The organism is Nocardioides alpinus (assembly GCF_900112035.1).
Lineage (GTDB): Bacteria > Actinomycetota > Actinomycetes > Propionibacteriales > Nocardioidaceae > Nocardioides > Nocardioides alpinus.
This window is the reverse complement of the sequence record NZ_FOKC01000013.1, coordinates 12,039-24,900: the sequence shown is the minus strand read 5'-3', so window position 1 is coordinate 24,900 and position 12,862 is coordinate 12,039. Positions and strand designations below refer to the sequence as shown.

The 12,862-nt window shown below is 66.6% G+C and carries 9 protein-coding genes; 1 reads left to right on the top strand and 8 read right to left on the bottom strand.

The genetic code is table 11. The features are described 5' to 3' along the window. Nucleotides 1–280: 280 nt before the first annotated feature. Nucleotides 281–1,198: a protein phosphatase 2C domain-containing protein gene (locus BM127_RS19185; protein ID WP_091201283.1), complete on the bottom strand. Its 918-nt coding sequence runs from the start codon at nucleotides 1,196–1,198 to the stop codon at nucleotides 281–283. Nucleotides 1,199–1,260: 62 nt separating this feature from the next. Then, nucleotides 1,261–2,001 carry a vWA domain-containing protein gene (locus BM127_RS19180; protein WP_091201282.1) on the bottom strand — a complete coding sequence of 247 codons (741 nt, stop codon included), beginning with the start codon at nucleotides 1,999–2,001 and terminating at the stop codon, nucleotides 1,261–1,263. 497 nt (nucleotides 2,002–2,498) lie between these two features. On the opposite strand from BM127_RS19180, the gene BM127_RS19170 reads away from it, so the two are divergent. Then, nucleotides 2,499–3,941, top strand: a complete 1,443-nt coding sequence (locus BM127_RS19170; protein ID WP_091201278.1) for a type IV secretory system conjugative DNA transfer family protein — start codon at nucleotides 2,499–2,501, stop codon at nucleotides 3,939–3,941. 740 nt (nucleotides 3,942–4,681) lie between these two features. Here BM127_RS19170 and BM127_RS19160 read toward each other — a convergent pair. From BM127_RS19160 to BM127_RS22415, 6 genes are all read right to left on the bottom strand, one after another. Next, nucleotides 4,682–5,929 (bottom strand): vWA domain-containing protein, encoded by a 1,248-nt coding sequence (locus tag BM127_RS19160; protein ID WP_091201274.1) that lies wholly within the window; start codon nucleotides 5,927–5,929, stop codon nucleotides 4,682–4,684. Further along, nucleotides 5,929–7,059 carry an AAA family ATPase gene (locus tag BM127_RS19155; RefSeq protein ID WP_091201272.1) on the bottom strand — a complete coding sequence of 377 codons (1,131 nt, stop codon included), beginning with the start codon at nucleotides 7,057–7,059 and terminating at the stop codon, nucleotides 5,929–5,931. The genes BM127_RS19160 and BM127_RS19155 overlap by 1 nt, the downstream gene beginning before the upstream one ends. Then, on the bottom strand, nucleotides 7,037–8,137 hold the full coding sequence (locus tag BM127_RS19150) for a hypothetical protein (protein ID WP_091201270.1): 1,101 nt from the start codon (nucleotides 8,135–8,137) through the stop codon (nucleotides 7,037–7,039). The genes BM127_RS19155 and BM127_RS19150 overlap by 23 nt, the downstream gene beginning before the upstream one ends. Beyond that, nucleotides 8,127–9,551, bottom strand: coding sequence for a hypothetical protein (locus BM127_RS19145; protein WP_139227807.1), 1,425 nt, complete (start codon nucleotides 9,549–9,551; stop codon nucleotides 8,127–8,129). The genes BM127_RS19150 and BM127_RS19145 overlap by 11 nt, the downstream gene beginning before the upstream one ends. A 444-nt stretch (nucleotides 9,552–9,995) precedes the next feature. Then, entirely contained in the window at nucleotides 9,996–11,309 is a 1,314-nt protein-coding gene (locus BM127_RS19140; protein ID WP_091201266.1) for a hypothetical protein, read from the bottom strand. A gap of 59 nt (nucleotides 11,310–11,368) precedes the next feature. Next, nucleotides 11,369–12,811 carry a hypothetical protein gene (locus BM127_RS22415; protein ID WP_101228927.1) on the bottom strand — a complete coding sequence of 481 codons (1,443 nt, stop codon included), beginning with the start codon at nucleotides 12,809–12,811 and terminating at the stop codon, nucleotides 11,369–11,371. Nucleotides 12,812–12,862 lie beyond the last annotated feature (51 nt).

Below are 12,862 nucleotides of genomic sequence, written 5' to 3'. Positions count from 1 at the left end.
ATTCTGGGCATGATGACGCCGACTGTTGTGCGGCCGTCCTTCACCACGTCGACGGGCCATGCGGAAAAGGCGTCGAGCTCGGCCTTATCGGCCGGACTCAGGCTGTCTCGGAACTCTACGGCTTGCTCAGCGAACTTGATGGCATCGGTGCCAAGCACCTCTGGAAGGTACGCCTTGTACACCATGTGCGGGAAAGCCGAGTCGGGCGACCTGTCGAGGTCAAAAACTTCGCCTGCACCGCCCTTGGCCAATGGAGTCATGACACCTAGTTGTGACAGCTTCATGACTGCGCGCTTGCTCGGGCGAGGTCACCCTCCGCGTCCGTGTCCGGAGTAGCGCACGCAAGACGTTCAGACGAGTCGCCGGCAGACTCGCCCTCACCGTATTCCACTCGGAGGTCGAGCTCGGTCAACTCCTGGTCGGCCCTCGGGATCGTTGTCTCCAGACTGGCCGATGGCCAGATCGCAACCACTGTTCGGTCGTCGACGTGGGTCTTGCGGCCGAATTCGACCTGAGAAGCAAACGTATAAATGTCCGTCTCATTGGACCACCACAGAGCCAATTGCCTACGGACGTCCGCGGCGCCGAGTAGGGGTTTAGAAACACCGTCGCTCATGACGAAAACGGACTCTTCGGGGCGTAATCTAAATGCTGACGACTGAATGGACGGGTCCTGCGATGGCAGCGCCTTGGTCTTGCTCACGTCCGGATCGTCTTGGTCGCGTGTGGTGAACGCATCATCTGTGCGGTTAAACCATTCGCCGGCATACAGTGTCATCAAGGGTGAGTCGCCAACCCAAACTACCTCGACATCACCGCTGGACTCACCGCTCCCGAGGACGACGAGTGTGAACGTCGTGGCTCCGTCCCATCGATACCGGAGAGCGAGGAGCGAATTATTGACACGACGTGCTGCAGCGTCAGGCGAAACGCCCTCGGAGAGAGCGGCGGACGCCGCCTCAACTGCGGCGTCGGCGATGTGGTGCGAGTCGGGCCGACTGCCGACTCCGTCGCAAACGATGACTGCGAGACGCCCGTCCGATAGCGCCAATATGCCAAAGGAATCTTGGCGAACCACGTCGTGACCAATGTGAAGAAGGCCACGGCAACTCACGCCAATGACCACGCGGCCGTCGAACTCACACTCCGTCAGAGCGATATCGGGCCGTGTTGTCGACACGGGCCCGCCGAAACCCATTCGGTCAAACGTCTGCCCCGCGTTGCCGATGACGGGCCTATGGCCCGACCGGGGCAGAGGGCTCAAAAGACGTCTCCCCCTGCGTATTGTGACTCGGTGCTGTTGAAACCCTCGGTCGTCTCAGCCACGACATGGCGCGGGGCTCCCGAGCCGTTGGTCAATCCCGTGCTGATGATCGTTTGGGCTAAGAACTCCTTGATGCTGCGGAGTGCCTGACCAGCAGTGGTCCCGTTGCTTGCTACGAACGCACGTCCACCCTTCGGGGGGTAAGCGATTTTCGAAAGCGTGTCGAGGCGTGCATCGCGGAAACCAAACGGGATGAACCGGGGGTAGTAGCGGTTACCGGCCTTCGATGCATCGTCGTAGTGGAACTCCGTTGCGAAGTCCCTCTCCCATTCGCGATCGGTCGGGCCGCCGTCAGTCAGGAAGAAGGCACATGGACGGAAAACGCTGTAGCCCTGTGACTTGAGCCGCTGGTAGTCCTCATCCATGGTCTTGCGCAGCACGCGGAATGATTCGCCGTAGTTTGTGCCGCCTCCGGCGCCAAACTGGGTGATCGACGCGTACTCGAGGTTCCCGAGAGGGATCGCGACCTGGCTCGAACTGTTGAAAGTTAGGACCCCGATCTGAGTGAGGTCCGCGATCAGGGGCGTGTCCTTCACCTCCTGCTGCAGCTCCAGCAGCGCTTCATGCACGTTGGCCATGTCGCCTGACATGGACCCGGACGTGTCGCACACAATGTAGAACGGCATGACCAAATCGCCCTCTTGCGCGCCGTGGTCTCGGACGTCTGCGTCGTTCATTGTTCTCCCCGTAGTTGTTGTAAGGCTCGTAGCGAAGTTAAGCAAGGGCCGCAGCCCTGCCGCAGGTAATCCAAGAAAAATCGTCTGTTCGACTCTCGCTCCGCCCCGGGCCTGTCAAGATGTTGTCGTGAGTCAAGATCCGACGAAGTGCCGTTCTGCGCGGGAGCGCGTGATTGACGGAATCGTGACTGCCGAGTTGGTGGTCGACCTCCTCGGCCCGGTGGTACCGCCGCAGTCGAGCCCCATCCTGACGACGGCTCCTGCTGTCTCACAGTCGCAGAGCGTGAGCAGACATCCTTCATCGGACGTCTCGGCCTTGGTCGAGCAGCTTGCGGACAACCAGGAGCGGATCTGGGACGACGAGCGGGCGCGAGCTATGCGGCTCGCACAAGATCTGAGAGAGCCAGACGAGATCATCCCCGAGACTAAGCGTCACCGATGACCCGCTGTCACGTGATGGGCCGAGGTTGAATGCCTGGTGGGCCAGCGGTCGTGCGATGGTGCGTGGGAGTCGTTCCGTCGCAAACCTGCTGCCACGTGCGTTCATCAGCCCAGGGCCAGGGCTTTCCCGTCTGGCGCGTCGCACTGGCGTCCTAGTCGCTGGCGATGCTCCGCCCCAGGGCGTCCGCAACACGTTTCTCGACTATCGGGAGGCTCTACTACCTCGAGACTTGAAGCCCATCGAGCAGGGTGAGTTCCCGCTAGGCAAGTCTGTTCACCCTCAGAAGGGCGCTGCACAGGCATGCGCACTCTCGTGGGCAGAGCTAAACCTTCATGCTGCCGTGATCGGCCCGAGCGGCTCTGGCAAGACTCGCAACGTCCTGGTGCCGTGGTTGGTGGCCGGCACCGAAGTTGGCCTGAACGTCCTGGCGATCGATGTGCGCGGCGACCTGCTCCAGGAAATCAAGGCTCAGAAGCAACGGTGGGGCACGCCACCGCGTCAAGGCCTCTTCTACTGGGACGTCACTCAAACTCGGAACTCGCGCTCATGGAATCCACTCGGTGAGGTTCGGACCACACAGGACGCGTCGATGTTCGCCACGGCACTTCTAGGAGAACCGGCGTCACTCGCGGGCAACGATCGCTTCTTCGCAGATCGTGACCTTCGCTGGCTTCGCGGCCTGGTGTCGGTGCTCGTTGCGTCGTCGCCGCAGACACCGGAGGTCGGTCAACTGTTCCGACTCATCGTTGACCAGAAATCGTTAGGGGCGGCCGTGCGGTCAGTGCCCGGACAGGCGCACGAACTTCTTGACCTCATTAGTTTTCCGCCTGCGGAGTATCACCGCGCCACCTCCGGGCTTGCGAACAAGCTCTCCTGGATGGCAGACCCCGCCCTGCGGGCGACCTTGTCCGGCACCGGCGCGCGCTCCTTCTCATTCGATACGTACTTTTCGACGCCAGGAGCGCTCCTTGTTGTTGGTGCCCGGCTGTCCGACGGTGAGCGTTCGCTGGCGGCCGCGTCGATCATCATCAACCTGCTGCGGATGCGCGCCCTCGAACGGTTCTCGAACCACGGCCCATCCACGCTGTGGATCCTCGACGAGGTACCGAAGTACGCAAGCCGGATCCAACTCGATCAGCTTTTAGACGTCATTCGAGGCGCCGGCGGGTCGGTCGTCATGGGATTGCAGGACGTGTCGCAGTTCGGAACGGAAGTCGAGTGGTCCCGCCAACTGGCCAATTGCTCGACTGTGATTGCGATGAAGGGCGTCCGCCCTTCTTCCGTGAGCTATGTGTCAAAGCTTCTTGGGCGCCGTCAGGCACCTACGACAACCGAGAGTAGGGATTGGCAGGGGAAGATTTCCAGCACGATGAGCTTCGCCGACCTCCCGGTCCTTGGCGATCGGGAGATTGCAGAGCCCCCTGTTGGGAGGTACGGAGCTATCGTGCACTCGTCGACGCTTTCCCCGTACCCGTGGCTGGTGTCTTTTAACCAATGATCCTTACTGGTTGCCGCTGGTGCGGCGAGTTCTCGACCCAGCGCTCTGGCTCGTGCAAGTCCTGTGACAGCTCTGCGGTCGTCGGGATCGGCCAAGTCAAAGAACACTTGAAGGTTGTTGGTCGACATATGGCGCAGATTGGCTTGAATGTGCCGCTCCCGGTCGTCATAGACTTGGTTCCGACTGACTACCTGTCCGCCGCATTCGCGGTCGACTCGTCGCAGGAGATCATGCACTTAGGTCTCACGCGGTTTGAACAGACCACTGACGGTCGGGTGTTCGGCCCTATTCAGATTGCTGTCCTACATGGCCTGCCATCCACGATGTTCCGCAGGACCCTTGCCCACGAGTACGGGCACGCCTTGCTGGCAGGAGCTCCGGCGGCGACGCAGATCCCACTTCACGTGGTGGAGGGATTTGCCGAGGCACTCGCGGAAACGTACTTGGTGGAGCTGGGCGGGAATGATGCGGTCGGTCGGTGGCAGCGTTCGCGACTCGGCCGCGGTGGGCACCCGACCTACGACCAGGGGTTCCAGCTGATATCGCCAATCGTCAGGTCACATGGTGCGCGGCACGTCGCTGCTGCCCTGCGGCGAGGGCCTGGGGGGCTGTCGGCGATCGGCCTTTGATCCGTTCATCCCTGCTCTTCGTCCGATCGGGCCGCGGTCGGCTTACCACAAGGCACACCGACGCCCGAGGTGAGATCCTGGATCCGGGCGAGGCGAAGGTCTGTGTCCGCACTAGTCCAACAGGCACTCCACTCGAATCGCCCAGCCCGGGGTCGGCGGCAGGTCGGAGCGATATCTGCCGAGCAGCGCGATGATCACTGCGCAGGCCGGAGGGGGTTGGTGCGGCCAGGGTGTGCCGCCGTCGGTGAGGACGACCACCACATCGGGCCGGGGTCGTTGTTGCTCCACCGCGGTGAAGCCGACACGGAGATCGGTGCCTCCTCCTCCGCCGAGCCGTGCGTCACGGGCTCGCCGGACACGCTGGACGGTGTGGACGGCGGCGTCGCAGGAGTAGACGCTGACGTCGCTGCCGGCCACGCCTAGGGCCGCGAGTGCGCCGTCGACCTCACCGAGAGCACGGGCGAGGAGTTCGTCGTCGACGCTGGCGGAGGTGTCGATGATCATCGAGACACGGGGGACAGGTCGCCGCATTCCGGGCAGGACGATGCCCCGGACCGAGCTCGCTCGACGAGACGGGCGGGAGTAGGTGTAGTCGCCTCGGCCGGCTGCCCAGCCCACGGCGCGTCGTACGGATTGAGCCAGAAGGGGTTCCCACGCGATCTTGGGCTCGAGGATGGTCTGGGCCCACCGCCATGCCTCACCAGGTGTGTCTCCTCGGCGGCCGGCGTGCTCGCTGAAGTCGATGGCGACGGTGCGGCGGATCTCTCGCGCATCGTGGCGATCGACGCCGGCGTCGGCGTCGGGAGGTAGCTCGTGGGAGCGGGGAATGCCGTCTGCGCCGCTTCCGCACCCCTCGTGCGGGGACAGCGTCCCCGTGCTCCCGCCTTCGGATGGTGGAAGGCGGGAGAGGATCGCGTAGTACTCCTCGGCGCTGAGGCCGGTGTTGAGGCCCAGTTCGCGGGCCGACCGGCACCCCTGGGGGGTGAGGAGGTCGGAAGCCAATGTCGCCGCGATGGTGGCGTCGGTGCTCTGCTCCCAGTAAGTCGATGTCTGGACGTCGACCCGCATGTCGCGCGCACGCGACGCGTGGTCGCAGAGCAGGTGCCAGACCAGGTGGGCCAGGTCTTGCCCGACTTCAGGAACGGTCGCCTCGGTGAGCCACGCGGGATTGACGTAGAGGCGCCAGGACTCATCGACCGTCATCCGGTTGACCTCGGACGAGGGGACGGGAATCAGCGCGTAGAGCGCGGTGGCGAGGTAGGGCAGGTCCTTGGGTGAGTCGCGATCCTGCGTCTTGGTCGGGCTCGGTGCGGCGCTGATGAGCCAGAGTTTGGCCGCGGAGAGCTTGGTGAGGTCCATCAGGACCCCGGCAGCAGTCCGGCCAGGGCCAGGGCTGGGGCGAACACCTTGATCTCTGGTGGGACGGGGGCCGCGCTGGGTCGCACTCCGCCGCGGAGGAGGGAGCGCACGATCGGCACCGCAGGGTCGAGGCCGCACTGCTCGCCGGCGATCGCGCACAGCCTGATCGCGTCGGACCACCTTTGCGGGGTGCGGTCGCGGCTCACTGCAGCGAGGACTCCTTGGAGCGTGACGTAGACGCGGTCGGGCCTCATCCCGGTGAAGATCGCGAGCTCGGGAGCCGAGAGCAGGTGCTCGGGGTCGGGCAGGTCCAGGGCGGAGGCCCAGGAGAGGAACTCGTGGGCGACGGCCTCACCGACACACCCCGCGATCAGGAGGCGGCGTACGTCTGGGGTGGCCTTCACGGCTCGGGCGAAGGCGGACAGGCGTGCGGCGTAGTCCCAGGTGCGGGGCGTCGGGAAGGCGCGGCCGCGCGAGGCTGCATCGGCCGGGATGGAGCTGAGCTGGGACTCCCGGGCGCGCAGGAACCCCGAGACCAGGACCAGCTCGTCGCTGGTGAGGACGTCGAGGTCTGCGGGGCGCTCACAGACCGGGAGGCTCGGCCAGTGTCCGGTGACCAGGCCCTCGGCGTAGACCTCGAGGGGAAGTGACCAGTCGACGTGGACGAAGCGTGAGGCCGTGGGGGCGGCGAGCTCCCATCCGGCCGCAGCGACGTCGGCAGGGTTGGCGGCGGCGACGAAGGAGACCGTCTTGGGCAGCTGTAGCGAGCCCACTTCGTAGTGGGTGAGGGGACGCAGAGCAGCGGCCTGCAGGGCCGGGGACGCGGTGGAAAACTCGTCGAAGAAGGCGATCGCGGGCCCGTCGACGGCCGCGAGACGCTTGGCCCATCCGGGCGGAGCGAGATCGACCGATCCGTCCGAGGTCACCACGGGAAGACCGGCGAAGTCGGAGGGCTCGTAGTGACTGATGATGAGCGTCTCCACGTGCCACCCCTGTCCCGCGGCGGACTCGATCACTGCTGTCTTGCCCTCCCCGGGGTTGCCCCACAGCAGCACGGGAATGCGGGCGCTCACGCAGATACCCACGGCCTGGAGGGCGTTCTCGTAGTCAGTGCGCGTGCGGATCGCCATGCGATATCTCCTGGTGTGAGGCGTCGAGAAGAGGGGTGTCGGTGGATCGAGTGTCCAGTGGGGCACTGACAGTGGATCGGGAGAAGTCCCGCTTGGCCCGAGCGCCGGCCAAGAGGTGGTCCAGCTCCGGAAGCACTCCCGGAGGCGGCCGTTGCAGCAGCAGGCGTACGCAGTCCTCGAGGGGTTGCCTGAGCGTGGCTGCCAGTTCGTCGGCCAGCGTGGCGGTGATGCCGGCAGCGAGCATCTCCTGACACTGCCGGGGGGTGAGCCCGAGACCCAGCCACTCGCCGGACTCGAACGGGCGGCTGGGGTCCGGGGCTGTGCCGTCCCACAGGAGCCATGTGGCGAGGTCGGCGTCGCGCTGCCGAGCGACCTCGTGTCGGCGTGGCATCGCTCGGTCGGGGACGAACGCCAGCCCCAGGGGAAAGGAGGCGGGCAGGCGGCCGGTGACCCCAGGAGCTACATCGAGCAGCTCGGCCACCCGTGCAGGGTGCAGTCCGCAGTTCCAGAGCACCTTCAGGGCGTCTGGCTCGCGGAGCCGGTCCGCCACCGGCTCCCAGTCGCGCCGGGCGGGAGCTACGTCGATCGCCACCGGTCGCAGTGCATTGATCAGGGCGCGGGCGTGATGGGGCCTGGCGTTGCCGCGTGCTGCGAGGTGCAGCGAGCTCGTCTCGTGCGCCCTCGCGTCGATCGCCGTACGGAAGCGAAGGCCCGGGGAGCCATCGACGGGCGCCGGCGTGCAGGCGCAGGCGGTTGTCATGGACGGCTGCCAGCCGTGGACCGGGGAGAAGGCGATTTCAGGAACCTCGTGACGCGTGCTGAGCTGCCACCAGCGTTGCGCGACACGGACACCGGACTGGGCGAGCGCCAGACAGTCACAGAAACCGCCGAATGCCAGTCCCACCCGCTCAGCCTCGAGGTCGTGGGGGGTGAGCACCGTCCAGTCCTCGAGCAGAGTCGCGGTGTGGCGCTCGCCGGTGGTCGAGTCCGGGGAGGTACGGCACTCGACCTCGAAATCGACCCGGGTCCCACGAGGGAGTGGCGGCGGTGAGTCGTGCAGGCCTGACTCAGGAGTCATGCCACGTCCTCCGATGGGTTGCTATGAGCTCAGCCATGCTGCGGATGCCCCGCTCGAGCTGCACCTCCACGCCCCGCTGGGTGCCCTCCAGCGACAGGAGCACGCCCAGCTCGGTGCGCGACGGGGAGGGAGAGTAGCGCTGAGCGACTTCTACAAGACGGTCCACCGCGGCCCGGGAGGGGGAGTAGGTGGACCCGAGGCCATGCTGGTCCAGCACCTGAAAGTGTTCCACTGTCGGACGACATCCTGCGAGCGCCCAAGCGGCCAGGTCCGCACCTCCTGTGCGGAGTGCGCGGCCCGTGGTTCTGGCGAGTGCTTCGGCAGCGGTGATGCTCACTCCCTCGATGGTTAGTGCTTCGATCTGTCGCCGGCTGAGCCCGAGTGAGTACCAGTCCTGCAGGGCGCTGAGATAGGCACTGCCCTTGTCGGCCGGCACCCACGCGAGCCAGGCGGCCCCGGCCGTTTCGGGACGGCTGGCCACGGTGGCGGTGAGCCAAGTGACGTCGACGCCCGAGTAGGCGACCCCGAGGAAGAAGGCCTCGGGGAGAGGTTCGTCGATTCCTGGAGCGAGTGCTGCGAACTCGAGGACGTGCTCGGGGTGGAGCCCCGCTGCCCACAACGACTCGCTCCCCCTGAACTCGCGGACCACCCGATCAGCTCGCGCCCGGGCCTCGGCGGTTGGCGCATCGATCCCACCCCACGCACCCTCCACGGCCGCGAGCACGTTCGTGAGCGGCCGGGGGGAGACGGCGTACTGCTTGACGAGGTGCGCGGGCGAGCGCAGGTGAGTGGCGGCGTCCCGGGCGGAGGTGAAGGTGCCTCGGTGGCACCGGCATCCACGGACTGATACGGCGCTCCAGATGACGCGCTCATCCTTGGTGCGAGTCAGGCGAGCGAGCCGGCGTCGAAGAAGCAGGGGCAGGGTGCTCTGAACAGCGGGAATCACCTTGTCCACAAGCTCCAGGCACGAGGTGAAGCCTCCAAAGGCTGCTGCCACCCGCTCGGCCTCGAGATCGTGCGGGGTGCGGACCGTCCAGTCGGGCTCGATGACGACCGAGTGCTGCTTGCCGCGCGACGCAGTGCGACTCGTGCGGCACTCCACTCGAATCTCGAGGGGCCCACCATCGGGAGCCGGACCGAGGCTCTGCGTCACCGCTTCAGTCTCGTCGAGACCACCGACAGTCCACGGGCCATCAGCGGGGACGCGGCGCGCGAGCAACTCGAGGCCGTCATTCGCGGCCGTCACCGGTGCCTCCAGTCGCAGGCACGAGGTGTAGCCCCCAAACGCAGCGGCAACCCGGTCGGCTTCCAGGTCGTGCTGGGCGCGCATTGACCAGTCCGGGTACAGCGTCAGCTCGTGTGCAACCCCTGCTTCGCCGTCGGGCGAGGTGCGGCACTCCAGTCGTAGCCTCACCGAGGCAGCGAGCTCCGGCATGTCGTCGTGCCGCGCTCAGTTGTCCCGGCCGCACCGCGGGCACCGAACGGTCGCACGGTTCCAACTCGCCTTCGCGTAGAACACCTTGCGACAACCCGAGCAGGGATGGGCTCGGTGAAATCACCGGTCTTGTGGCCTGAAGCTGTCCTGGTCATGTCGTCTCCTGGGTCGATGGCGGATGTTCCGCCGCCCCCTCGACCGATCCCGCCTGCACCGCGGCGACGCGATCACCCGCAAGCTCACGACGGATGCAATATCAACCGCAGACCGCTCCCTCGGGCGACGTGGATGTTTGTCCGGTCTTCCGCTCCCCACCGCGGCCTGTGATGAAGTTTCCACCCACGAGCGAGGCCTGACGGAGGCAGAGAGCAACTATCCAAGGTGTCTCGCATTTTGCGCGCCGGCATGTGTCCAGGTGCAGGATCAGTAGTCCTCAGGCCTTGGCCCGAGTCGCAGAAGAAGCTCAAGGCTGGGGAGCAGGTCGCCGTACTCGTCGACCAGTCCCCACCCGACGTACGCCGACGTGTCGTCGTCGTCGCTCTCACCGTCTTCCGTGCGCCATGCCGTGGCCGAGAGCAGCGTCGTGGTGAGGGGACGGACTTCCTCGAGGTGTCGGCCCGTCCGGTCCGAGAGCTCCTCAAGCAGACGGTGGCCAGGAGGCAGGCCGGTGCGGTGCGTGACGGCGAAGATGTCGAGGTCCTCGTATCCGCTCTCGTCGCTGTGTCTTTCGACAATCTCCGCGAGCGCGGCCGGAGACAACGCCGCGAGCGCGGCCTCGACCGAGGCGATGGTCTCCTCTGTCGCGGCCTGGCCGGGCGGGCGCTCCGGGAAGTAGAGGCTCGTCTCCCAGGGGCCGTAGCCTCGCATGCGGTCGGAGGCGTCGAGCCGGTCGTGGAGCGCGGCCGTCTTGAGCGTCACCCGCACCGCCATCTCAAGGCGCTCGGCGTTCGTGTCTTCCGGCGTGGCGATCGACAGGGACTTGGCGAGCTCCTCGCACCGAGACACGGCGGCCGACCTGCCGGCGCCACGGGCGATGGCGGACAAGCGACTGTCGAACCAATGCTGTGACTCTCCCACGTCGCGCAGGAGGTAGGCGTTGTGAAGCAGACCTCCAACGACGACCTCGTCAGCCGTGACGAGAGACGCGGCCACGGCGCGCACCAGCGGGCTTGCTGGTCCGTAGGTGTCCGACACGGGGAAGCTGTCCGCGCCGAGCGAGGCAGCGTCGATCGTGAGGTCGTGCGGCACAGCGGCGTCCCACGGCAGCCTGCCCACGACCTCCCGGCACTTGCGGATGAGCCCGGGAAGCTCCGCAGCGCTAACGGGCAGAAGGGGGCCGAAGTCGTTGCGCCGGAGCTCCCAGCCCACACGAGCGACGGGAGTGTGCGGAGCCAGCGCGGTCGCGTGCACCGCTTCGGCCGTCTCCGGCTTGCGGACGGTGAGGACCGTGGTGCCGTTGGGCAGGTCGAACTCCATCGGCTTGTCGTACCCGAAGGTCCCCTGCTCCACCGCCGTGAGGATGCGGAAGCACGTGTTCTGCACGGAGCGCCGGCCCGCTTTCGGGCCCGGCCAGTCGAGCCCGGGGTCGATCCCGTCCGTGGGACGGGTCCACACCAGCAGCTCGTGGCCCAGGACCTCGAGCAGCCCCTCGGTGTACCCGAACTCGACCTCCCCGCTCGATCCGTCGCTCAGGTGGACGGTGTACGGCGGCATCGGGATGTCCGAGATCGAGGTCACGCGCGCATCCTCGCAGGGGCCCATCGTGCGAGGCATCAATTTCGTCCCACCTTGCCGGATCAGATGCTCATGTCGTCGTGCACGCCGACCTTGGCGAGCTCGATCGAACCGTCAGGCAGCACCCAGTAGTGGAGCCGGCGTGCGGCCGGGGTGTTGGACTGGAGGCTGACCCGCCAGGCCCGTGCCCCGTCCTCGCGCAGCCTCTGGGGCGAACCGCCGGCGTCGTCCGTACGGAGCTGGTGGAGCTCGCGGCCCCCCGACAGCGCGGCCTTCCCGGTGACAACTTCCATCACCACGTCGGCGACACGATCCGTGGCGAGACCGTGCAAGGCGTCGAGGCTCCCCAAGAAATCCGGACCCAATGAGTAGTCGCCCAAGGGGCAGTTCGGCTGCTCCGCGGTTGGGATTCGCGTGGCCCACGCCCGTTCCACGAGGAAGCGAAAACCCCGCTCCGGGTCGGCGAAGGCCGGCGCATCGGTTGTACTGGAGCTCGATCGTGACTTCCGCAGCTTCGTCCGGGACTGCTCAAGCTGCTGCGTGAGGCGGCGTACCTGGTCCTCGACTTGACGCAGCTCCGTTCGCAGGTGCTCCAGCTCGGTCGCGAACCCCTGCGCCTGTGCGTGCACCTCGTCTCGTTGTCTCTTTGCGGTGCGCACCTCTGCTTGGAGGGATGCGATGGTCAGGGACATCGACTTCGTGCTGGCGCTCTCGACCGCTGCGGCCGGTGGCCCTGCCGGGGCTTCTGCCGGTCCCGGCGTCGGGCGCGGTCGGACGGCGCGGCTGCGGTCGAACATCGCTGGACTCGGACCGGCTGGTGCCGGCGCGTTCACTGGCGCGTCGGGGACATGCGTCTCGGCGTGCGGGTCGGCCACGTCGATCTCGACGTCGAACGACACGACCTCGATGGGTGCCGTGGCAGGCACGGCCGGCTCCGAGACATCGGCCGGGATCGCCGCGACCAGCCAAGGTGGGCCGCCCGCGAAGAGGGCGGCCGCCGCGACCGGCTCCTCGTCGTCGTCGATGTCGAGCAGGCTGAGGTGCCATTCGCCCCCGGTCGCGAGGACGCGTGCCGGCAGCACCTCGCCGGGAGTCAGGAGGTCGGACAGGTCGTCGAGCGGGTTGGAGGTGACGGCACTGTGCGTCACGTCCACGGTGACGAGCGGGTGCAGGAAGACCGACGCACGGTCGGCTTCGACGGACTCGACCTGGACCAGGACAACGTCGCCGGCCGCGTACGACGAGAGCGCGACGTCCGGTTCGAGGCGGGACTCGCGTACGTCGAACCAGCGGCTGTCGGCGTCGTACAGACCCGTCACCTCCTGGCCCGGCTGGAGCGACCGTTCCAACGGCAGACCGGGGAAGGCGAGTGCGTCCGGGACGATGCCGACGCGCCCGTCCAGCTTCACCATCGCACGGTCGGCCACGATGCCGACCACGACACCTGTGAGGCGTACGCGCGCCGTTGTCTGCACGTTGTCGAAGAGGCCGGCTTCGGTCGCCATGTGGAGTGCGTCATCGATGAGAGCGGTGGTCGCCTTTGGGCCCTCCGCAGC

Excerpts from the sequence above, each read along its gene's own strand:
- BM127_RS19180 (WP_091201282.1), bottom strand. The coding sequence starts at position 2,001 with ATGAACGACGCAGACGTCCGAGACCACGGCGCGCAAGAGGGCGATTTG.
- BM127_RS19170 (WP_091201278.1), top strand. The coding sequence starts at position 2,499 with ATGGTGCGTGGGAGTCGTTCCGTCGCAAACCTGCTGCCACGTGCGTTC.
- BM127_RS19155 (WP_091201272.1), bottom strand. The coding sequence starts at position 7,059 with ATGGCGATCCGCACGCGCACTGACTACGAGAACGCCCTCCAGGCCGTG.
- BM127_RS22415 (WP_101228927.1), bottom strand. The coding sequence starts at position 12,811 with ATGGCGACCGAAGCCGGCCTCTTCGACAACGTGCAGACAACGGCGCGC.
- BM127_RS19185 (WP_091201283.1), bottom strand. The coding sequence starts at position 1,198 with ATGGGTTTCGGCGGGCCCGTGTCGACAACACGGCCCGATATCGCTCTG.
- BM127_RS19160 (WP_091201274.1), bottom strand. The coding sequence starts at position 5,929 with ATGGACCTCACCAAGCTCTCCGCGGCCAAACTCTGGCTCATCAGCGCC.
- BM127_RS19150 (WP_091201270.1), bottom strand. The coding sequence starts at position 8,137 with ATGACTCCTGAGTCAGGCCTGCACGACTCACCGCCGCCACTCCCTCGT.